Raw genomic sequence first — 22,300 nt, forward strand, 5'->3', positions numbered from 1 at the left:
CTCGGTTGCAAAGAGTTCCGTGCTGCTGCGGGCCGTCGTTGAAAGGCGCCGAAGTTGTCATGACCATAGACGCCTGAAGCTAATCACTCGTCGGCGCAGGGCGGGCCCGCGAACGTGATGCACGTTGCCGCGGGAGAGAGGATTTCACGCGAGCCCGAATGTTTTCCTCAAGCTTGCATCCACGGGGCCGGAGGGCATGAAGCGCCGCAATTTGCGCAACAGGGATGCTTCGCCGGCCGGCGTGCGACGCATACGCCAGGTACCGAGCGCCGCTTCAACGATTGTCTTCGCTACGCCGTCGGGCGCGGGGGCGCCATTGACACTGTTGACGACTGCACTTGATGCAAGGACCCGCTCGCGATCATAGTCGGCGATCTTCGAACTCACCTCCGGTGCATTGACATCGAGATTTGTGCGGGTAAAGGACGGCTCGACCAACGATACTCGGATACCGAACTGGCGCACCTCATGATCCAGGGTCTCGGTCAGCCCTTCGACGGCATGCTTGGACGCGGAGTAGAGTCCCATGTAGGGGGCGGGCAAGAACCCGAGCACCGAACTGACATTGATGATCCTTCCGCCATGTTGTGCACGCATATGGGGAAGTACTGCCTGCGTCGTGCGCAGAATGCTGAAGACGTTGGTATCGAACAGCGACAAGGCCTCGGCAGCCGAAGTTTCCTCCACGGCACCGATCAGGCTCGTTCCCGCATTATTGACGAGGACGTCGATTCGCCCGGTGCATTCGATGACGGACTGGATTCCGGCCTGGACCGAAGCATCGTCGCGAACATCCATCTCGACAAGCTCGACTCCGGAGATAGGCACCGCTTTTGCAATGCTGCGCACTGTGCCAAACACGCGGCAATCTCGCCTCGTAAACCTCTCGGCGGTGGCGCGTCCGATACCCGATGACACGCCGGTCACAACGACAACCCTGGAATGCGACATGAAAAGCTCCGTTTGGTGATTTGATGGTGTTTCAACGCGCGTCGAGCGCATCCTGGGTCATCGGTTCGGAGCGCGAAGACTGGTGATTCCGGCTCTTGTGCGAACCCGCAGGGCTGCCGGGGCGGATCCTGAACCAGATCGCGAACATGGCCGGCAGGAACACCAGCGTGAGAATCGTTCCGGCTAACGTGCCGCCGATCAGCGTGTAGGCGAGCGTTCCCCAGAACACCGAATGCGTCAGCGGGATGAATGCCAGGATCGCCGCCATGGCCGTGAGGATCACCGGGCGCGCCCGCTGCACAGTGGCTTCGACGACCGCATGGAACGGATCCAGCCCGGCATGTTCGTTCTGGTGAATCTGCCCGATCAGGATCAGCGTGTTGCGCATCAGGATGCCCGAGAGCGCGATGAGGCCGACCAGCGCGTTGATGCCGAACGGCTGCCGGAACAGGATCAATGTCGGAACGACGCCAATGAGGCCGAGCGGACTCGTCAGGAACACCATCACCATCGCCGAGATCGAGCGAACCTGGAGAATGATGATGATCAGCGTGATCGCCAGCATGATCGGGAACAGCGGCAGCATCGCAGTCGTCGCTTTGCCCGATTCCTCGATGGAGCCAGCCTGCTCGATCCGGTAGCCGGTCGGCAGCTTCGCGATGATCGGCTGAAGCTGCCTGGTGATTGCCGTCGATACGTCCGGTGGCTGCAGATTTTCGGCAATGTCGCCACGTACCGTGATCGTCGGCACGCGGTCGCGCCAGCGCATGATCGGCTCCTCCAGCCGCACGTCGACCTTGCCGACCTGCGACAGCGGAATGCGCTGCCCGTTGGCGCCGGCTAGCGTTAAGTCGCCGAGCCGGGCAGGGTCGAGACGCACATCGCCGGCCGAGCGCGCGATCACCTGCACGGTTCGGATATCCTCACGCACGGCGGTGACAGGCACGCCGGTGAGCAGGAACTGCAGCTGTTGCGCGACGGCGCTGGACGTCAATCCCACCGCCTGCAAGCGATCCTGCTGCAACGTGAAGTGCAGCGTCGGTGAGCGCGTGCCCCAGTCCGTGTTGACCGTGCGCATCATCGGACTGGCCTCCATCACCTGCTGGACTTGAGCCGCGATTCCACGCAGTTTGTCCGGGTCCGGACCGGTGACGCGATAGGCGACCGGGAACGGCGAATATGGCCCGAACACGAGTTGCGTGACGCGCACGCGCGCTTCGGGCACAAGACCATCGGCGATGGCTCGCCTCAGTCGCGCCTTCAGTGCATCGCGCTCCTCCTGACTGTCCGTGCGGATCACGATCTTTGCGAACGACGGATCGGGCAGTTCCGGTCCCATCGCCAGGAAAAAGCGCGGTGCACCTTGCCCGACGTACGCGGTGACGATCCTGGCGTCCTTCTGTTCAGACAACCATGCCTCCACCTTTCGCGTGGCGATGCTGGTCTGCGAAATCGATGTGCCGTAGGGCATCTGCACTTCGACCAGCACTTCGGGGCGATCGGAGATCGGGAAGAACTGCTTCTTGACCACGCCCATACCGAGGATGGCCAGGGCAAAGAGGCCAACGACCGAACCGGCGACCAGCCATTTGCGCGCGATCACGCGCGTCAGCAACTGGCGGAAGCGGTTGTAGCGCGGCGTGTCATAGATCGCGTCATGCCCACCTTCGACCTTTTTGAAGTCGGGCAGCATCTTCACGCCGAGGTAGGGCGTGAAGAACACGGCAACGACCCAGGATGCGATCAGTGCAATGCCGACTACCCAGAACATATTGCTGGTGTATTCGCCCGCGGTGGACCGCGCGAAGCCGTTGGGCATGAAGCCCACGGCCGTCACCAGCGTGCCCGACAGCATGGGGGCGGCAGTGTGGCTCCAGGCATAGGCAGAGGCGGCCACACGGCTGTAACCTTCCTCCATTTTCACCACCATCATTTCAATAGCGATGATCGCGTCGTCCACCAGCAGGCCAAGCGCCAGGATCAGGGATCCCAGCGTGATGCGATCGAAGTTCTTGCCTGTCGCGGCCATAACCACGAACACGATGGCCAGCGTCAACGGGACAGCGGCGGCAACCACCAGGCCTGCGCGCCAGCCCATGCTCACGAAGCTCACGAGCATGACCACCAGCAGGGCGACAAAAAACTTGAGCATGAACTCGTCGACCGCCGAATGAATGTTGACGGCCTGATCGGTGACCTTTGTCAGGCTCATGCCCAGCGGCAGCCCGGCGTTGATTGCGCCGACCTCGCTGTCCAGTGCCTTGCCGAGATCGAGCCCGTTCCAGCCGTCGCGCATCACGATGCCCAGCAGCAGCGCGGGCTCGCCGTTGTTGCGGATCATGAATGTCGCCGGATCTTCATAACCGCGCTCGACGGTGGCAATGTCCGACAGTTTCAGCGTGCGGCCCTGCACGACGACCGGCGTGTCGCGGATCTTCTGCAGGTTGTCAAAGGCGCCGTCCAGGCGAATGAACACCTCTGGACCTTTGGTCTCCACGGAGCCGGCCGGCGTCAGGGCGTTCTGGCCATTGAGCGCGGCGAATACGTCCTGCGGACTGACACCGAGCGTTGCCAGCCGGTCATGCGAGAACTGGACGTAGATGCGTTCGGCCTGCTCGCCGATGATATTGACCTTCTTCACGCCCGGCACGTGCAGCAACCGCTGGCGCAGCGTCTCGGCATCGCGCACGAGCAGCCGTTGCGGTTCGCCCCTGGCTTTCAGTGCGAAGAGCGCAAACGTGACGTCAGCATATTCGTCGTTGACCATCGGCCCGATCACGCCAGCCGGAAGGTTGGCCGTTTCGTCGCCGATTTTTTTCCGGGCCTGGTAGAACTCCTCCTGCACTTCCGAGGGCGGCGTGCTGTCGAGCAACGTCAGCGTTGTGAATGCCAAGCCAGGTCGTGTGTAGGTTTCGGTCCGGTCGTACCAGCGCAGCTCCTGCATGCGCTTTTCGATCTTCTCTGCGACCTGATCGTGCATTTCCTGCGCAGTGGCCCCCGGCCATACGGTGACGATGGTCATCACCTTGATTGTGAACGCTGGATCTTCGGCGCGACCCAGCTTGAAGAACGACAGGAGCCCGGCCAGCGAGATCAGGCAGATCAGGAACAGGGTGATGGAACGCTCGCGCACGGCGAGCGCCGACAGATTGAATCGACCTTCGCTCACGGACGTGCTCCTTCGTTTGCCATCGCGACGGCCTGGCCGGACACGCGGACCTGCTCGCCTTCGCGCAGCAACTGGGCGCCGAGCGCAATGACGCGATCGCCTTGCTTCAACGCACCGGACACGCGCGCGCTGTCGTCGTCCAGGTGAAGGACCGTCACCGGCTGCCATGCAACCCTGGTCGGCTCGCCGTTGGCGATCCACACGCCGGGTCCTTTGCCCGCATCGAGCACCGCGCCGATCGGCACCTGCATGCCGCCCTGGAGCGCCACGCGTGCGTCCGGTATCTCGATCGTGACGGTTGCGCCTAGCGGCGCGTCGGCTAGCGCACCTTGCAACACATAACGAGCTTCGAAGGTGCGGGTACGCGGATCCGCCGTATCCGAGAGCTGGCGCAGCGTGGCTGCCACGCTGACGTCGCTGTTGCCGAACAGGGTCGCATGGGCCACCGAACCGATGGCGGGGCGCAGGGTTTCCGGTAGCTGGATCACGGCCTCGCGGCGCCCGGCGTGGGCCAGGCGCACCACGGGCTGTCCCGCGCTGACGACCTGGCCCGGCTCGGCCAGCGTTTCCATCACGACGCCATCGCCGTCCGCGGCCAACTCGGCATAGCCCGTCGCATTGCGCGCCACGTCGGCGTCGGCCTGGGCCGCGCTGAGCTGCGCCCTGGCGGCATCGGCGGCCGCCTTGGCCTGGTCGTAGGCCGAAGCCGAGATCGCACCCGTGCCGCGCAGGTCGCGATAGCGCTCCTCATCCTGCGCGGTCTGCTGCGCCCGCGCCCGCGCGGCGGTGACCGCCTCCTGCCGGGCCTGCGCGGCAAGCTTGAGATCGATGGGATCGAGGCGCATCAGCAGCTGGCCGCGTTTGACGGTTTGGCCGGTATCCACAAGCCGTTCCAGCACCTTGCCGGAAACACGGAAACCCAGGTCGCTCTGCACGCGAGCCGCGACAGTCCCGGTAAACGAACGGGCTGCGGGGACGGCGCTCTGAACGATGGCCGTGCGCACCAGCGGCACCTCGGTGCGTGGATCGGACGATGCTTTTTCGCCGCAGGCCGCTAGCGCAAGCGGCAGCGCACAGGCGAGTGCGGAGGTGGCGAGGCGACGCGAGAACATGAAAGTCCCATCGATGAAGTGATGACGGCTTTCATTATGGTTCTAGTGACTAAATTAGTCAATAGTCACCGGTATTGATCGCGTCAGGGCGACAGACTTCGGAGAACCAGGCTGGACAGCTGCGCAGGCGCGACATCGGTGGTGTCGCGGTTGTACTGCAGGAGTAGCGGGTTGAGGTACGGGCGCAGCACCAGATAGATTGCCATCGCGGTTTCGTCCAGCGGCGTCTTGCGTTCGAAGTCTCCGCTTTGGCGACCTTCCTGCAGAATTTCCTGGAGCAGCTTCTGAACACGTGCCTCATAGGCTTGCACCGCCTGCCAGTTTTCCGTGGCGGCCGATGCTGCGATTTCGTATAGCTTGCGGTCCCGGAAAAACAGCCTGAGACTGGCTTCGGTAAAGACCTTGAAGATCCGTCGCAGCTTCTCCGGCGGCAGATCGGTCTCTGCGACGGCTGTCCGGACCTCGCTTTCGATTTCGCGCAGGCAGTTGACGCAGATCATCTCGCCAATGGCCTGCTTGGATTCGAAGAACTTGTAGATGTACGCCTTGGAAAACCCGATCGCCCTGGCAAGGTCCGAGACTGTCGTTTTCTCGTAACCATACCGGCTGAAGTGCTCGGTGGCGGCGGCAACGATCTGGTCCCGAACCTCGTGATCAGCCGGGCCGCGCGCGGGGACGGAGGAAGTGGTGGTGTTTTTCATGGGCATAGCATACAGGAATGGACAACTAGTGACTATTTGGTATAGTAGTCACAATCAGAATCTCGTAAAGACGCTTATGCTACCCAAACACCTCCTTGCTGCGGTCATTGTCGCCAGCCTCTCGGCGGCCTGCGCTGTCGGCCCCGACTATGCCCGGCCCGATGTTGCCATGCCGGACCATTTCCAGGGCCAGGCTGCGGTGGATCACCGGCAGGCGGCGGCGAGCGCAGACCTGGTCACGTGGTGGACGGGTTTCGGCGATCCGCAACTGACGCGATTCGTCGCGCTTGCGCTGGAGCAGAACCTCGACCTCGCGCAGGCATCCGCTCGCGTCGTGCAGGCGCGTGCAGGACTTGGCGCGGCGAATGCCGCGCTGCTGCCTTCTGGCAATGTTAGTGGCCAGGCGGCCCGGGTCTACCAGTCGGTTGAAACTCCGCTGGGACGTGTCCTGAATTCAACGCCCGGTTTCGATCGCTACGGCAACGACTACGAGGCCAATTTCAACGCGAGCTGGGAACTGGATGTGTTTGGTGGCCTGCGTCGCGGGCGGGAAGCGGCACTTGCCGACTATCAGGCTTCAGAGGCCGGCGAGGTGGCTACGCGCCTGGCTGTGGCAGCACAGACCGCCGACATCTACATCACCATCCGTGGATTGCAGGCTCGTCTGCAGGTGGCCCGCAAGCAGTTGCAGACGCAGCAGGATCTGCTCTCGACCATCAAGCTTCTGTATGGGAAAGGCTTGGCGGCCGATCTTCAGGTGAGCCAGGCTGAAGGCGCGCTTGCGCAGGTTCAGGCGTCCATCCCGGTCCTCGAGGCGGGGCTGGATGCGGCGATGAACGCGCTGGATGTGATGCTGGGCTCACAGCCCGGCACGCATCGGGCGGAACTCATCGAGGGCGTCGATATCCCGGCCGCCCCGCGAATCGCAGGCACCGGATCGCCTGGCGAGTTGCTCAGGCGTCGGCCCGATCTGATCGTGGCCGAGCGTCGCCTTGCTGCATCGAACGCGCGTATCGGCGTGGCAGTCGCTGAGTATTACCCCAAGCTGTCACTCAGTGGACTGATCGGGAGCGCCACTTCAGTGGCCAGCGGCAACCTGTTCAGTAGCGGCGCCAGTCAGGCCGCTGGTCTGCTGGGGCTGCGCTGGCGTCTGTTCGATTTCGGCCGCATCAATGCGCAGATCAATGAGGCCAAAGGCCAGGACGCCGAGATGCTCGCCGCGTACCGGCTTGCCGCATTGCACGCAACGGAGGACGTCGAGAATTCTTTCTCTGCGCTCGTGAAGCGCGAGGAGCAGGCTGCCGTTCTCGCGCAGGGTGTGAACTCGCTAGGCCGGGCGCGAGCCGCCTCGTTTGCGGCCTACCAGAAAGGTGTCGTCAGCCTGATCGAGGTCCTGCAGGCCGATCAAAACTTGCTGCGCGCATCCGACGAGCGGGTGCAGGCGCGAACGGAATCCGCGCGCGCAGCGGTCGCTGCATTCAAGGCACTCGGCGGAGGGTGGCAACCCGCCGATCCTCAGGCCGTTGCAAGCCGATAGCACCACCACCCTGGGCCGGCTGCAGCCGGCCCGCTCGTTTGCAAAGGCTTCCTCCGACAGTCGGGGCGTTGTTGCCGGCGCCTGCCGATGCGCAGTGCGCACGACGGGCAAGTGACCGTTGGTAATTCGAGAACGGCCACAACTAGTGCAATGACCTGACTGAAGGAAACGGATCCGCAAAGCGGCCCTGTCCGTTATCGATCGATAGTGCCGTTGAGCTAATGTTTCATGGCCTCGATGCGGGCGGCCGCGGTCGCTGCGCTACCTTCCTTGACCGGAGCTAAAGAAGCTGTGTTTCTCGTTAAAAAACGCTGGGAACCAGGTTCTCACCACCGGATACCTCGATGACGGTGCCGGTTACATAAGGGTTGGTCATCAGGAACAGCGCAGCGTGTCCAATATCATCTGCTGTGCCTGCGTGTCGCGCCGGAAAGGACTCACGTACTTTTGCTCTCAATGCCTCGCGCTCGTTATCGGACATGACGCGCCACAAGTTTGTGTCGACATAGCCGGGACGTATCGTGTTAACTCGGGTAGGGGCTAGTTCGAGTGCGAGTGAGCCCGATAAGGCTTCCACCGCGACAAACGCAGAGGTGACAGCGCTGAAGCCGCTCTTATGTCGCGCTGCCAAGCCACCGGTAAGGAAGGTAATCGAGCCGCCGGCTCTCAGGTGGGGCGCTGCATAACGCGCACAGGCCCAACTGCCCAGGAACTTATTTTCTATATAGCTTCGGACGCCGCGCATATCGTCGTCCATGAAAGTCCCCCAGGTCCCCAAATCGGGCCCTGCTGTGACGGCGAGATGGTCGAATGGTCCTATGTTGTCAAAGGCCTTTCTCACCGCTGCCTCATCGCAGATATCCATGGTCACCTGTTCGAAATTAGCCGAATCCCGACGTTCCTCCGCCGAGGTGATACGCCGACTTGCGACCGTCACGGACGCACCCGCTGCATACGCCGCGTGCGCAATTCCAAGGCCAATTCCTGTTTTCCCGCCAACCACCACCACTTTTTTTCCTGAGAGGCTCAGTAAGGGCGGTGACGAATGTTCTCGATGATTTATTGCGGTGCTCATGGCTCTAGTCCTATTTGATCGGTAGTTTCGTTGTTGATCCAGGAAGCGCCGCAACTTATCGACCAAACAATCGATGAGCGGCGTTCCTTCCAACAGGGGTCTCAAGGTGCTCGATGGGCTTGGGCGGCTGTGACGCATTGTTTGGTTAAAAACGTGTTGCCACGCTAGCTTCTGCTGTCGTTCGACCGATTGATCGGGCACGCATCGATACTAATTTGGTCGGTTAAGATTGATAATGGGCAAATATTTCATAGGTACCATTCTTTGAAAGAATAGGTCGATCTGCCCCCCGGCTGGTCCGCAGTCGATTCCTGGCAAGGTTCATGCGGGCTCCGCCAAGCTCGCCAAGGAAATGGAATGGATCGATTTCATGAATTGACCGCTTTCATCACGGTTGTAGAAGCGGGTGGTTTTTCCGCTGCCGCGCGCCGGCTTGATGATTCGCAATCTGGAATGAGCAAATCCATCAGTGCATTGGAGAAGCGGCTCGGTGTGCTGCTTTTCAACAGGAGCACGCGCAGTGTGACGCTGACCGATCAAGGGCGAAAATACTATGACCGTATCAAGCCGCTTCTCGAGGAGATGGACGAAGCGGACGGGGAGCTAACCAGCAGCTCGCAGGAAGTCTCCGGTCTTGTCAGGATCGCTGCACCCTCTACATTTGGCCGGCTTCATGTCCTTCCGCTGATCCCACAATTGTTGGCACTTCATCCGAAGATCAAGTTGGATCTTGGTCTTTCGGACAGCGTCCGAGATCTGCTTGCGGACGGGATCGATTTAGCGATTAGAGTCGGTCCTGTGCACGATCAGGATGCGGTGGTGAAACGGGTGACGGGCACTTCATTGGTATGTGTTGGGTCTCGCCGTTATTTTGCTCGACACGAGGCGCCCACGGTCCCGGAGGATCTTGTCAATCACAATTGTCTTGTCTACAACGAGGTGACGGATTGGGCTTTTGGCGGCCCAAAAGGAGAATTTAGCGTGCCCGTGAGCGGTAACCTTTCTTCGAACAGTATGGAGACGATTCTTTCCGGGGTGCTTGCTGGTATAGGCATAGGCATGTTTTCCCGGGCGTCGTTGGTAGGTGAACTCCAGCATCCAGACATCGTTACCGTGCTCGATCAGTTTATGAATGAAGCGAGAGACGTTAGCCTCATCTGGCCAAAGCGTAGGTTTGTACCAGCCCGTGTGCGGCTGGTAACTGAGTTCTTCGTGACGACGCTGTCTCAGCGTGTTTGAGCACCATGTGGCAAATAGCCCATGACGACCTCCGTTCATGCGAAGGGATGGTCAAGTTAGCGACTGAACGGGTAGGCCCCCGCATTCGCAGCGATCCGACTGGCCGTTGAACAACCCCAAAGCGGACATATGCCTCTCGAGTGCGAACGACCGTTTCCGTCGTTCAACTGTTATCCGGTTTGATCTGAGAATGGCCGTCGTACTCCGAACGCGGATACCCTCCACAATCTGGCAATACTGCTCGAAAGACATGGCGACTGATCGTTATACAGTGTCGCGTATGCAGCCGCACTTACTGCACCCGAGCGATCCGCGGATCAGCGTTGCGGACGATATTATCGGGGCTCAATTTGGCCAAGCCGCTCAGTCAGCGATTGCGGGTGGCCATCAAACAGCGCCGCGTAGTAAACCGTGTTCGACAATACATTCTTAACGTAGTCGCGGGTTTCGTTAAACGGAATTGTCTCCGCGAAAATCGCGCCTTCCACCGGTCGCGGCAGGTTGGCCTGCCACTTACGCGGGCGCCCAGGGCCGGCGTTGTAGCCGGCGGTCGCGAGCACGGCAGAACGGTCAAGCTGGTTGTAAATCATCGATAGATAGGATGTGCCAAGCAGGATGTTCGTGTCGATGTCGTTCATCCTGGCCCGCGAGATCGTACCGAGCCCGATCTTCCTCGCGACCATGTCAGCGGTGTTCGGCATCACCTGCATCAGGCCGCCCGCGCCAACCTCCGAGCGCGCATTGATAATGAAGCGCGACTCCTGGCGAATGAGGCCATACGTCCATCCGACGTCGAACCCGGTGGACCGCGTATCGCGCTCGACAATCGTGCGGAATGGCGCCAGGTAGCGCAGCGAAAAATCATGTTCCGTCTGCGTCCTGTCGGCAGTGCTCACAGCCCGGTCATAAAGCTCGATGCGACGCGCGTACTCGGCGACTGCGAGCAGTTGTCGGTCAGTCATGCCGCGCAGCTGCCAGTTCCACTCACGGTTGCCTTCCGTACGCAGGTGCAGCGCGTAAAAGCGTTCTGCGAGCTCGAAGCCTGGTGTCCGGCCAGCCCGCTCAACTTCTTCGTCGGTCACCTTGGTCTGCGGCGGGATCACGATCGGCCGGCCGAGCGCCTCGGAGGCCAACTGGCCATAGAAGGTGTAGTTACCCGCGATCGTTCGGAATTCCTGGTCGGCTGCCGCCACCTCGCTGCTCTGCTTCAACGCGCGCGCGTACCAGTAGACCCATGCTGGCTGTGCGCGCAGCGCGGCCGGCATCTGCTCGATCGACCAGCGCACCATTGTCCAGTCCCCGGCCAGCAGCGCGCTGCGCGTGCGCCACTCGTAGGCCTGACTCGACAGGGGCGCGTTCGCCGACAGGCGGTACCAGTTCACCGCGCCCGGTAGCTGCCTGAGCACCGCCTGATAGGCGATCGTGCCCCAACCGATAGCCCGTTCTGCCAGGGTGAGCGACGGTGCGATTACGGTGAACGTGGCCTCGGCGGCCTCCGGATCGCCGACCGCCAACTGTGTGATGGCGAGCAGCGCGAGTTGATGGGACGCTGCGTCCAGCTGGATGCCTTTCGCGAGCAACAGGCGTGGCTGGTTCGTCGCCTGCTCGAGGAGCCGCTGATCCGGGCGCGCCGCGCCCAGCGCATCGACCAGTCTGCCGCCTGTCGTCCTCGCGCCCTGTTCATAGGCCTGGCGAATCAGCTGCCACCCATCGTCCGGAGTGAACTGCTGGTTACGGACGAGCGCGGTGATCAGATCGACGCAGCCGTCACCGTACCAGTTCGGCTCGACGAGCAGCGCCCGCGCCGCGTCGGCCACATTTTCGCCTCGCGTGGCACGGGACTCGAGCGCATAGCACTTCACCTGCGTGTCGTCGTCCAGGACGAACTTTGAATATTGCGAATCGAAATCGTGCCAGTCGTGGCGCGCCCCGAGCACGCGAAGGTAGTCGTTGCGCAGACGGTCGGCAATCGCCTGTCCGTCGTAGCGTTGCAGAAATGACAGCACCGGTGCGTCCGGCGCGTCGAGATTCGCATGCCCCGCGCCGTTGAACAGACGCGGCTTGATCTGGAAATAGCTGAGATAAGCCGGCGCCGGATAATTCGGAATCAAGCTTGCCAGGTGCGCTGCGCGCGCGGGATCGTTGTCGCGTGCAGCGTCATGCAACTTGATGAAAATCTGATCGTCGGCGGACAACGAGGTGAACGGGGTGGGATGTCTGGCTAGCACCGTGCCAGACATGACCAATGTCACGGCGGCAAGGGCAAGGCCGACCGTGCGGGACACCCGGTGAAGTCGTGTGGACATCGCTGTTTTCTCGTTGTTTCAGTGCAGAACATTGAAACAAAGCTTAGGCCGCTACCCGGCGAAGCGAAGCTTCGAAAAAGACAGGACTCAACCCGCAATTCAGCTCTTTGCGAGCCGGATGCCAGGGACACATCGGCACTTGCGTGTCCGCTGTTTCGTAGCACGGGCCGGGAGCTGGATTCGGCAATGCGATCCAGAAGGTCTTGAACGCGGCGTTGGTCGTTCTGGCCGGGATGCTCGCTTCTGGGTGGTTTTGGAACGGAGGGTCGTCAAAGAGCAGCGAGGACTAAATGAAACGGGCACCCACCTGGGTGGAGATTCCTCCGCTTATGTCGAGAAAGACTCTTGACTGACCAGCGCGGCTAGAGCTCACGAGTGCTGCGAGTGAGGTGGTTGTTGGACCCAACCACGGTAGCCAGGCAGCGAGCGCGGGGGGCACAGCCGAGACCTTGGCTAGTCGGATGGAAGTCGCGATCGACGAACGTGGCCGAGTTTGTGATCTACATCGTCAAAGGCCGTGACGTTCGAAGCAAATCTTTATACGACTGCTTTGCGCGCTGCGTCAGTATTTAACGGAGCACGGTAGTCTGCGACGATAGACGGCCAATTGCAGCAGTTCGCTCTCGTCGGCGCGTGGTCATTCGACCGGCGATTCAGCTTTGGTAGGAGACATTGAGACGGCCGAGCGTCGAGCGGCAGAGAAGGTCGACCTTAGCCAGTCGCCGTCCGGCTCAGTGCGGCCAGCAAGAGACAATCGCGGAGCGCCGACAAATGACGGGTCATCGGCCCCACAACAGTCACTCGTCATTGATTCATTCTTAGATGGAAGGCTACGTTTCCGGGACGGCGTGGACGCGTGTCATGAACTGAACAAATCATCGACGATCCGTCGTCCCGCGCTATAGCCGCCCATGAGCGCGTCAGTTTTGCTGAAAAATGGCTTGCCTTGAGATTCGCCAAAACGCAACGGGGAGAAAACGGCAAGAGCGCCACCGGCCTTGCAGATTCTCACGACCGCGACATAGCCCCCACTGCGTCCGGCCTGCCAGCTGAAGTCAGTCTCTACGGCGACCTCGACATCGAATCTGTGATGGTGATAAGTGCGGTTCATAGGCTCACCCGTTCCACCTGCTGCGAAATCCGCTGGACGTCGTCCGATTCCAGAGTGCGGATATACCGGAAGAAAAGCTCTACGATTCCACGAGTAGGAATGCTGGCGGAAAGCGTCGCTATCTTGACCGGGGTGAACCACCTGCACTTCGCGATCTCGTTGCGGGGCTCTGCGCTTGCATGATGCGCGACGTCGGCGAAAAAGACGTGGTGCAAGGTGTTGAAACCGGTAAATTGGAAGAGGTATGTCAATTCGATAGCCGCAAGCGTCGTTTCTTCCGACAGTTCACGTAGCGCGGCTTCCTGGGGCGTTTCATCCCGACGGATTCTCCCGCCTGGTAATGCCCATCTTGATCGTTCTCTGGCAACCAGCAGAATCCGGTTTTCCCGCACGCATACCACGGTCGCTCTGACTTTCATCCTTTCCCTGCATAGCTGATCTCTTTACCATCGGTCGAAACCGGCGGTAATGCAAGCCTCGCCGGCGACCATTACCCGGCATTGTAAATCCTGTCGGAAATGCCGCACCCGGATCTCATCGGTGCCGTACCAGCAGGCATAGCGGTATCGAGCGCGGTAATCCGGGATTAACTGTTGTTTTCCACTCTAACAGTCGGCACGGTATCGCGCTAAACTGGCTCACCTCGCGGTCGGGCACCTTTTACTGATGCAACTCTCCATGCAGCCGCGCGCGGGGGTAGGTGAGTGCCGGTCATGCTCAAACCGGGTTCGAGCCACGAGCGTCGATTTGCTGTGACGCTCTGCCGACCAAGGGGCAGGGACATGCCGAAGTCTCGTGGGCGAACGGTTGGACGCCAGGAGTCCGAATCATGATAACGACGTTCACGCTGATCGATCTTGCTGGCTCCATTGCTTTGCTGCTGCTGGGCACGCAGATGGTCCAAACTGGCATGCATCGGGCATTTGGCGCCGGTCTTCGCTCCCTTCTCGCCCGGTCTCTGGGCGGGCGGTTCCGGGCATTCCTGGCCGGAATGGGCGCGACGGCGGCATTGCAAAGCAGCGCGACTACCGGACTCATGGTTGAGAGCTTCGCTGCGGAGGGACTCGTCGGGCTGGTGCCCGCGCTTGCCGTCATGCTGGGCGCAAACGTCGGCGCAACGTTTATCGTGCAGGTGCTGTCGCTCGACGTCGCGGCCGCCGTTTCTCCGGCCCTGATCCTTGTAGGCGCGCTGATGTTCCGCAAGGTATCGAACACGCGTGCACACGACCTGGGACGCATGTTCATTGGCTTGGGCCTGATGCTGCTTGCGCTACATCATCTGCTCGAGTTGATGACCGATTACGAGGATGCCCCAAGCCTTCGCATGCTGCTGGGCGCTGCATCCACCGTACCGGTCGTCGATGTTCTGCTGGCTGCGGGTTTGACATGGGCCGCAGATTCGAACGTCGCGGCGGTCTTGCTCATCACCTCGCTTTGCGCGCGGAACGTCGTCCCGCCCAATACGGCTTTTGCACTGGTGATGGGCGCGAACCTCGGCACCGCAATCAACCCCGTACTGGCAGGGACGGCTCCATACGATCCCGTCTTGAAGCGGCTCCCGGTCGGGAACCTGCTCACAAGGATAGCCGGCGTTGCGTTGGCACTTGCAGCACTCGGACCAATCGGGCGCTTCATGGTCACTATGGAACCGGACAATGCGCGAGTGGTTGCGGATTTTCATACGTTTTTCAACGTGGCTCTCGCCTGCGTATTCCTGCCGATGCTTCCGCTTTATGCGAGCCTGTTGAACCGATTACTGCCTTCGCCCGTGGCAGTCGCAGATCCGCAGCGGCCGCCTTTGCTCGACTCCACCTCCAACCGGATTCCAGCCGGGGCGTCGGAGACCGCACCCAAGGCACTTCGGTTCGTCGATCGCCTCGTCGCTCGCTTCGGCGAGGTGCTATCGGACACCCATGCAGCACCGGCAGATTGCGAGCGCAAGCTCATTGCTGAGGCACGCCCGCATGCCGATATTCTGGACAGTCTGAATGGCGCAGCCGGGGCCTACCGGACGTCTACCAGGGCCGGGCAGATCGACCCGGCGACGCATCCGCGCTTCGATAAGAAAGTCAGCATGATCTATCGCGAGGAGACCGGACGAATCGATGTGCAGCAGGGCAGTGGCCACTCGCTAGAATACGTCGGCCCTGATGGCAACGCAAAGAAGTATTACCCCGCAAGCTCCCTCTGGCTCACCTTGCAGGATCTCCAGATCGTTCAGCAACTGGAACCTGCCGAGGGAGAAACGCGATCCACCCTTACTACCTGTGTCCGTGGGACTGCTTTCTTTGATGACGTTCGCCTGTCAATTATTGGCGAACACGGGAACAGCACCTGCAAAGTTCAGATCTCGTTCACGGGCAGAGAAATCCGTGCGGCAGACCGGCAGGGCCTGCGCGAATGGCAAGACGAACTCGGTACGACTTTTTCGGACATCCCGTTGGGCACAGCAAGGCTCGGCTACAACCCGACGGACCGGGAGATGCAGGAACCGGATCAGTGGTGGGCGTCTTGCCATGTGCCGGAAAGCAGCATGAAGGCGCTGATACAGGGGGTTGAGGCTGGCCGGCTTTCTGCGGTCAAGGTCGGCCTGTGCCTGAAGAACATTTATATGTCGGGGCAGGTGTTTCCTGATTCCCTTGGCGATTCGTACCTGTTCCTCAGACCGAGTAAGGAAGGCAGTGCTTTGGAATCGCCGGAAATTGCGAGCGGATACGTTGTTCATCTCGCTCTCGACTTCGGAAAAATCAGCTTCGATGCGCTCGGCCAACGCGACAGTTCACGCGAGGATCAACAGCAAACAAACGCTGGTGACGCAACCTCAATGAACGCGCTTGTCGAGAAGTTGAGCACGCTCGTCGTCAGCCTGAAATGGCTTGCGGTACTTGTCGCTGTCCTGGTCATTGTTTTCGCATTCAAAAATCGATGATTGAACCATTGACGCGCTCACGTACGGCAGTTGCCCTGTCCTTCATGGGTCTCTGTCCGTTTGATCGCAAGACTCTAAATAACCTCGATGATAATTTAGCCTGTTGATCGCGTCTTTTTGGCTGCATACGCTACCTTCAGACTGTGCCAATGCGGAACTCGCAGGCTGCGGCAATCAGGAAATGTCGGTGCGGGACGGGGAGTATAGCGATGAAAATGTCTCACAGATTAGGAAGCCCCGATACGGCGGGGCCGGTATGGGGGCTCGTCTTTGGCATGTTCATGACGGCAATCGGAACGGGCCTCTGGTTTTATGCAACGTCGTCGTCCCCCTCCGAACGACAAGATGAATCGTTGGCCGTAGCGGCCGTCATCGTCGGCCTGTTTTCTGCCGTCTACGCGGGCCGCGAACTCTGTCACAAACGTCGATAGATCGCCTGTCAGGACTATGGATGTTGTCGATTGAGTGGCGCTAAAAGGTGTGCCGGAGCGCGTAGACTTTGCCGCTGCGCGCGCCACGCTAACATTCGTGGGATCGTGAAATCGGCCCAGCAACGCGCCGACGAAGCCTGGAGACGCACGACGCACGGAGTCCACAGTTCCCTACTCAGTAAAGATCCGAAGGTGTGATTTTCGGAAGCCAGAAGCAAGACCGAGCCTGCCGTCCGAATGTCTCTTTCCGAGCCTAGACGCGTCCCTCGACCGCAATCGGTCAACGCCTAAGTTGGTGCGACTGCACACAAACGCATTGAGCAGCCAGCCGGCCACTCGCTGCACTCACCGGCGCGCTCGCCTGCGGAATTCGCTTCCAACATTTCCGTAGGCCAGTCGACCAGCGAAGAGCCGAACCAGCCTGAAGCACTAACAGCGCACCTCAAGCTAGAGCCACGACAGCAATCTCGACAAGCAACTCGGGCGCGGCCAATTTCGCCTGCACTGTCGCACGTGTTGGTGCGCAGCCTTGTGGAACCCATGCGTCCCATACTTCGTTCATACCGGCGAAATCGCGGCTAATGTCCGAAAGCCAGACCTGCGCGGAAACCAGGCGCGTCCTGTCGATGCCAGCTTTCTCCAGAAAGCCGTCGATCTTCTCCAGTACTTTCGCGGTCTGAACCTTCACGTCGGGTGCGTGATCGGCCGACGTCTGGCCGCCAACGAACACGAGGCCACCGGCTTTGACGACGCGGCTCATACGCTGATTGGTTTCGATACGAACGATATCGGTCATGAACATCTCTCCAGTTGAAGTCGAACGAAACCGTCGCGCGCCGACTCAACGCGCGTGACGGAGCAAAAAAAGAAAGCGATTAGTGCGCGACCAGTTGCGCAGTGCGTGAAAACGACGAGTCGCGCCCGAAGCGATCGATAGCGAACGCATCGAGCGGAATCGATGGCGCGCCGTCGAGTATCAGTTCGGACACGAGCTTGCCGCAGCCTGGCCCCAACTGAAAGCCACTGCCGCAATAGCCAAACGAGTAATACAGATTCGACGCCTTGCGGCTCGCGGAGATCACCGGCAATTCATCCTCGGTGAAGGCTTCGACGCCGGCCCACGCGCGATTTACACCAAGATTGCGCAGGTGCGGAAACAGATCGGTCACGGTTCGCGCGCTGCGCACGAGGCGGGCGAAATCCACTTCGCCGTGACGATTCGCGAGGTCCGCGATACCGATCAGTTTGCCGCCGATCACCACCGTGCCGTTGTCGAATTGCTTGAACGACAGCGGCCTGCCCGTGGCGCCAAGCGTCGCGCGACAGAAGGGCGCGACACGATGCGTGACCATCAGCATCAAACCTTCGGGGTGCACCGGAACCGGTTCACCCACCTGCTTCGTGAGTTCGCCGGACCACGCGCCCGCGGTGACCAACAGTTTTTCCGCGCTGAACGTGCCACGCGATGTCACCGCGAACCACCGCGTGCCGCGCTGTTCGATGCGGCGCACCGGCGTGCCTTCCAGAAAGCGCGCGCCCAGTCTTTGCGCGGCGAGCCGGAAGGCAGTCGTTGTCCGATAGGGCAGTGCGAAGCCGTCGCGCTCCACCCAGATGCCGCCCGTCACGTGCCGCGCAAGCGCTGGCTCGAGTTCCAGCACGGACTCGCGGTCGATCACTTTCTCGTGCGTGAATCCATGCGATTCGAGCAACGCGACGCGCTGGCGGCACGCTTCGAGTTCGTCATCGGTTTCGGCAATTTTCAGCTGGCCGGACGGGACGAAGCCCCCATCCTCACAGAGCAGATCGCTCATCCGATACCAGATTTCGCGCGACATCAACGCGAGCGGAATCTCGGGCAACGGGCGGCCCAGCGTGCGCACGCCGCCCGCGTTCACGCCCGACGAATGACGCGCGACGTAGTCGGCTTCGAGCACGATCACCTTCGCGCCACGCCGCGCCATGTGGAACGCGCTGCTGGTGCCGTGCAGTCCACCGCCCACTACAAGGACATCGACTTCGTGAAGGTTGGTGGTGTCATTCACCAGCGAGTTCTCCGAGCGTGAGCGGCTTGATCGGCGGACGGATGCGGTAATAGCCCACTTCGGCGGGCGAGACGCGGCGCGCTTCGGCGATCACTTCCGTCACCGTGAGACCGCACATGCGGCCCTGGCACGGTCCCATTCCGCAGCGTCCGAAAGACTTCGCCTGATTCGGTCCCACGCAGCCCAGCTCGACGAACTTGCGCAACTCGCCCGCGGTGACCTCCTCGCAACGGCACACAATGGTCTCGTCGCGCGGAATGCGGTTGATGTCGCGCGGACGATAGAGGCTGTCCAGAAACGGCCGGATGCGCATGACGTCGGCGAGCGCGCGGCGATGCTGAGTGGCCTCGGTATCGCGAAGCGAGGCGGTGATGGCGTCCAGTTGCGCGGCGGCCGCGAGCCCCGCGAGCGAGCCCTGCAACGCCGCGGCCTGCGCGCCGCCGATCCCCGCGCAATCGCCCGCCACGAAGATGCCCGGCACGTCGAGTTCGCCCCACGCATCGACTTGCGGCGTAAAGCAGAGTTGCCCGTTGTCCCAGCGGTGCGTGGCGCGCAGCGCCTGCGTGAATTGCGTGTTCGGCACGACGCCCTGGTGCAGCAAGATCACGTCGGCTTCAATGCGATGCGCCGTGCTTTGGGTCGTGAAGTGAAGCGCGGCGGCGCGCTCGACGTGATCCGTGCCGATGCGCCCTTCCACACGCAGATCGTCTGCCGCCTCGAAGATCGGCACGCCGGCTTCGCGCAGCGTGCGGATTAGTTGCAAGCCTTTGGAGAGGAACGGCCACGCGCGCAGCGCCGCAAACACATGACGCTTGGCGCGCCAGCGATCTTCATGACGCGTGGTGTCGACCAGCGCGCGAATCGGCACGCCGGCGCGCACGTATTGCCAGCCCAGCAGATAGAGCAGGGGGCCGCAGCCCGCCAGCACAGGCGGCGCGGCGGGCACTTCGCCCGCGCTTTTCAGGAGAATCTGCGCCGCGCCCGCGGTCAGCACCCCGGGCAGCGTCCAGCCGGGAATCGGAAAGGGCCGCTCCAACGCGCCGCTCGCGAGAATCACGCGCTGTGCGTCGAAGCTGCCAATCTTGCCGTCCTTCAGATAATTGACGCCGCGCTCGCGCGTGACTTGCCACACGCTCGCGTTGGTCACGTGGCGCGCGCCGGAAGCGACGAACGCGTCGGCAGTGGCGGCACCCGCTGCGTAGTCCGGACCGAGAATTTCCTTCCGACGCGCGTCGGCGCGGCCGATGCCGCGATAGATCTGGCCGCCCACGGCGTCCTGTTCGTCGATCAATACGGTTTTGAGGCCTGCGCGCGCGGTGCGCGTCGCCGCGCTCATGCCTGCGGGACCGGCGCCGACCACAACGACGTCGACAGTTTCAGAAGCGAAATCAGCGGCCATGTATGTTCTCCAGCGGTGCGTCAGTCACGGGCGGCAGGTCGCGCGCGCCTTCCTGCGAGCGAATCCGCATGCCGGCCTTCACTTCCACCATGCAGCTCTGGCGGCTCGGCACGCCGTCTATTTCGACGAGGCATTCGAAGCACGCGCCCATCATGCAGAAGGGTGCGCGCGGTGCGCCGGACACGGGCGTCGCACGAAAGCGCGAGACGCCCGACGCGAGCAGGGCGGCCGCGACGGACCGGCCGCCGGGCACGGTGAGCGGCTGATCGTTGAACAGGATGTCGACGTTCGCGGCGGCTGTGCCTTGCGCGTCCGCTAGTGGCTTGAACAGGGTGTGGGTCGATTGCGAAGTCATATCGATGGTCAGTGAGCGGGAGTCAGTTCTCGGGCGTGCTCGAAGCGGCGCGCGGAAAAATTGGGCAGTTCCTCTGGCATCGGTCTGCCCATGATCCACGGCGCCACGCGCAACGCGTGCGCCGCCGCGAGCGTCACGCCGCTGTGACACGTCACGACGAACGCGCCGGGATGCTTCACGGACTGGTCGTAGATCGGGAAGCCGTCGGGGGTGTAGACGCGCAATGCGGCCCACATGCGCACGAGCCGCACGTGCTGCAACAGCGGGAATGCGCGCACGCCGCGTCGGGCGATGTCGGCCAGCACGTGCGTGGTGGTGAAGTCGTTGAAGCCGACTTCCTCCATCGAATCGCCGAACTGCACGGAGCCCTCGTCGGTCTGTCGCACGTTGAGCGTCGGATAGTCGAGAAACTGCGTCACGCGCTCGCTCACCAGCACCTGTCCCCGATTGGGCGCGACCGGCGCATTCAGTCCGACGAATGGCGCGAGCGCGCGATTGCCGAGGCCAGCGGCGAGAACCACTCGCGCCGCGCGATACGTGCCGCGTGTGCCATGCACGATGAAGCCATCGCCTTGCGGTTCGATGCGCTCCGCGCGTTCACCGGAGACGAGCCGTACGCCACGTGCCTGCATCGCGGTGTGCAGTCCGCGCAGGAGCTTGAGCGGATTCACGTGACCGTCCATCGGCGTATAACTCGCCCCAATCACATCGGGGCCGATCTGCGGAATGCGCGCGCGGACTTCGGCGGCATCGAGCATCTGATACGGGTAATCGCCGAGTTCGGCTTGCAGCGTGGAGAGGCGTTTCTCGCGTTCGGCGAGTTCGTCGTCGTTGAAGCAGAAGTGGAAGCCGCCTGGCTGACGCAACGCGACATCCACGCCGGTTTCCTTGAGCAGCGCTTCGGCGAGCAGGGGCCAGCGCGTGGCCGAACTGCGCGACCAGCGCGCGTAGGGCGACATGCCGTAGCCCTTGCCCTGAATCCAGACGAGGCCGAAGTTGCCGCGCGAGGCGCGGAAGCCGCCGTCGTCCTCGTCGAGCACGGTCACGCGCGCGCCTTCGCGGGCGAGTCCGTAGGCCACGGCGGAACCGACGAGTCCGCCGCCGAGCACGAGCACGTCGGGGCAGACGCTGCTTGTCAATGTCATCGGGCTTCTCCGATCAGAATGCGATCGAGTCCAACCATGCGATCGAGCAGGATCATCAGGAGGACAGTGCCGACGATCAACACCGCCGACACCGAAGCGACCAGCGGATCGATCGTCTGCGCGATCTGGTTGTACATGGCGACGGGCAGCGTGGTGGTGCCGGGCGTCGCAACGAAGATGGTCATCGTGAGTTCGTCGAAACTCTGGATGAACGAGAGCACCCAGCCGCCCGCCACGCCGGTGCGGATCATCGGCAGCACCACGCGGCGAAACGCGGTGAACCGGCTGGCGCCACACGAGAGCGCGGCGCGCTCCGCATCGCGATCCAGTCCGACAGCGGACGACAACGCGAGCCGCAACGCGTACGGCAGCACGATGATCACGTGCGCGCAAACTAGCGACCGGAACGATCCCGACAGATGCAGCAGCGACAGAAAGCGCAGGAACGCGATGCCGAGCACGACGGCGGGAATCATCATCGGTGAGAGAAAGAAGCTCGTGAGCGCGGCGCGGCCGGGAAAGCGATACCGCGCAATGGCAAGCGCGGCGGGCACCGCGAGAACCACGCCGATGGTCGCCGAAGCGAACGCGAGCTGCACCGAGAGCCAGAATGCCGAGACCATGTCGTCGTTCTCCAGGATCGCGCGGAACCAGCGTAGCGACGCGCCATCGAAAGGCATCGAGATATAGCCTTTATCGGTGAAGGCCACGAGCATTACCGCCGCGAGCGGCGCGATGATGAAGGTGAGAAAGAACGCGTTGTACACGAGCCCGAGAATGCCGTTCTGTTTCATGTTC

Annotated in this window: 17 protein-coding genes; 3 read left to right on the forward strand and 14 right to left on the reverse strand. The window is 61.8% G+C overall.

Annotated elements, in window-relative coordinates:
- Nucleotides 1-144: 144 nt before the first annotated feature.
- From KHO33_RS00790 to KHO33_RS00805, 4 genes are all read right to left on the reverse strand, one after another.
- Entirely contained in the window at nucleotides 145-951 is an 807-nt protein-coding gene (locus KHO33_RS00790; RefSeq protein WP_054041351.1) for an oxidoreductase, read from the reverse strand.
- A 31-nt stretch (nucleotides 952-982) separates the two neighbouring features.
- Nucleotides 983-4,120 (reverse strand): efflux RND transporter permease subunit, encoded by a 3,138-nt coding sequence (locus tag KHO33_RS00795; RefSeq protein WP_200562072.1) that lies wholly within the window; start codon nucleotides 4,118-4,120, stop codon nucleotides 983-985.
- Entirely contained in the window at nucleotides 4,117-5,232 is a 1,116-nt protein-coding gene (locus tag KHO33_RS00800) for an efflux RND transporter periplasmic adaptor subunit (protein WP_200562070.1), read from the reverse strand. Before KHO33_RS00800 ends, KHO33_RS00795 begins: the two co-directional genes overlap by 4 nt.
- A gap of 83 nt (nucleotides 5,233-5,315) precedes the next feature.
- Nucleotides 5,316-5,933: a TetR/AcrR family transcriptional regulator gene (locus tag KHO33_RS00805; protein ID WP_200562069.1), complete on the reverse strand. Its 618-nt coding sequence runs from the start codon at nucleotides 5,931-5,933 to the stop codon at nucleotides 5,316-5,318.
- A gap of 76 nt (nucleotides 5,934-6,009) precedes the next feature.
- On the opposite strand from KHO33_RS00805, the gene KHO33_RS00810 reads away from it, so the two are divergent.
- Nucleotides 6,010-7,470 (forward strand): efflux transporter outer membrane subunit, encoded by a 1,461-nt coding sequence (locus KHO33_RS00810; protein WP_200562067.1) that lies wholly within the window; start codon nucleotides 6,010-6,012, stop codon nucleotides 7,468-7,470.
- 301 nt (nucleotides 7,471-7,771) lie between these two features.
- On the opposite strand, the gene KHO33_RS00815 is transcribed toward KHO33_RS00810, so the two are convergent.
- On the reverse strand, nucleotides 7,772-8,545 hold the full coding sequence (locus KHO33_RS00815) for an SDR family oxidoreductase (RefSeq protein ID WP_200562065.1): 774 nt from the start codon (nucleotides 8,543-8,545) through the stop codon (nucleotides 7,772-7,774).
- 357 nt (nucleotides 8,546-8,902) lie between these two features.
- Here KHO33_RS00815 and KHO33_RS00820 point away from each other — a divergent pair, with 357 nt between their 5' ends.
- Nucleotides 8,903-9,784: a LysR family transcriptional regulator gene (locus KHO33_RS00820; RefSeq protein ID WP_200562063.1), complete on the forward strand. Its 882-nt coding sequence runs from the start codon at nucleotides 8,903-8,905 to the stop codon at nucleotides 9,782-9,784.
- Between the two features lie 335 nt (nucleotides 9,785-10,119).
- On the opposite strand, the gene KHO33_RS00825 is transcribed toward KHO33_RS00820, so the two are convergent.
- The 3 genes from KHO33_RS00825 to KHO33_RS00835 all read right to left on the reverse strand — a co-directional run bounded on the left by KHO33_RS00825 (nucleotide 10,120) and on the right by KHO33_RS00835 (nucleotide 13,620).
- Nucleotides 10,120-12,090 (reverse strand): lytic transglycosylase domain-containing protein, encoded by a 1,971-nt coding sequence (locus tag KHO33_RS00825; protein ID WP_200562061.1) that lies wholly within the window; start codon nucleotides 12,088-12,090, stop codon nucleotides 10,120-10,122.
- A gap of 859 nt (nucleotides 12,091-12,949) precedes the next feature.
- Nucleotides 12,950-13,201, reverse strand: coding sequence for a hypothetical protein (locus KHO33_RS00830; protein WP_200562059.1), 252 nt, complete (start codon nucleotides 13,199-13,201; stop codon nucleotides 12,950-12,952).
- Entirely contained in the window at nucleotides 13,198-13,620 is a 423-nt protein-coding gene (locus KHO33_RS00835) for an NUDIX hydrolase (protein WP_200562057.1), read from the reverse strand. Before KHO33_RS00835 ends, KHO33_RS00830 begins: the two co-directional genes overlap by 4 nt.
- 410 nt (nucleotides 13,621-14,030) lie before the next feature.
- Here KHO33_RS00835 and KHO33_RS00840 point away from each other — a divergent pair, with 410 nt between their 5' ends.
- Nucleotides 14,031-16,130: a Na/Pi cotransporter family protein gene (locus tag KHO33_RS00840; RefSeq protein WP_200562055.1), complete on the forward strand. Its 2,100-nt coding sequence runs from the start codon at nucleotides 14,031-14,033 to the stop codon at nucleotides 16,128-16,130.
- Nucleotides 16,131-17,003: 873 nt separating this feature from the next.
- On the opposite strand, the gene KHO33_RS00845 is transcribed toward KHO33_RS00840, so the two are convergent.
- The 6 genes from KHO33_RS00845 to KHO33_RS00870 form a co-directional block, all read right to left on the reverse strand.
- Nucleotides 17,004-17,357 (reverse strand): RidA family protein, encoded by a 354-nt coding sequence (locus KHO33_RS00845; protein WP_054041348.1) that lies wholly within the window; start codon nucleotides 17,355-17,357, stop codon nucleotides 17,004-17,006.
- Between the two features lie 79 nt (nucleotides 17,358-17,436).
- Entirely contained in the window at nucleotides 17,437-18,603 is a 1,167-nt protein-coding gene (locus KHO33_RS00850) for an NAD(P)/FAD-dependent oxidoreductase (RefSeq protein WP_200562053.1), read from the reverse strand.
- A complete protein-coding gene (locus KHO33_RS00855; protein WP_200562051.1) occupies nucleotides 18,596-20,002 on the reverse strand; it encodes an NAD(P)/FAD-dependent oxidoreductase in 1,407 nt (468 codons plus the stop codon). The genes KHO33_RS00850 and KHO33_RS00855 overlap by 8 nt, the downstream gene beginning before the upstream one ends.
- Nucleotides 19,992-20,357 (reverse strand): (2Fe-2S)-binding protein, encoded by a 366-nt coding sequence (locus tag KHO33_RS00860; RefSeq protein WP_093647361.1) that lies wholly within the window; start codon nucleotides 20,355-20,357, stop codon nucleotides 19,992-19,994. Before KHO33_RS00860 ends, KHO33_RS00855 begins: the two co-directional genes overlap by 11 nt.
- Before the next feature lie 8 nt (nucleotides 20,358-20,365).
- Nucleotides 20,366-21,502, reverse strand: a complete 1,137-nt coding sequence (locus KHO33_RS00865) for an NAD(P)/FAD-dependent oxidoreductase (RefSeq protein WP_200562049.1) — start codon at nucleotides 21,500-21,502, stop codon at nucleotides 20,366-20,368.
- Nucleotides 21,499-22,296 (reverse strand): ABC transporter permease, encoded by a 798-nt coding sequence (locus KHO33_RS00870; RefSeq protein WP_200562047.1) that lies wholly within the window; start codon nucleotides 22,294-22,296, stop codon nucleotides 21,499-21,501. The genes KHO33_RS00865 and KHO33_RS00870 overlap by 4 nt, the downstream gene beginning before the upstream one ends.
- Between the last annotated feature and the right edge of the window lie 4 nt (nucleotides 22,297-22,300).

It is taken from the genome of Paraburkholderia nemoris (assembly GCF_905221015.1).
In the GTDB taxonomy this organism is placed as follows: Bacteria; Pseudomonadota; Gammaproteobacteria; order Burkholderiales; family Burkholderiaceae; genus Paraburkholderia; species Paraburkholderia nemoris.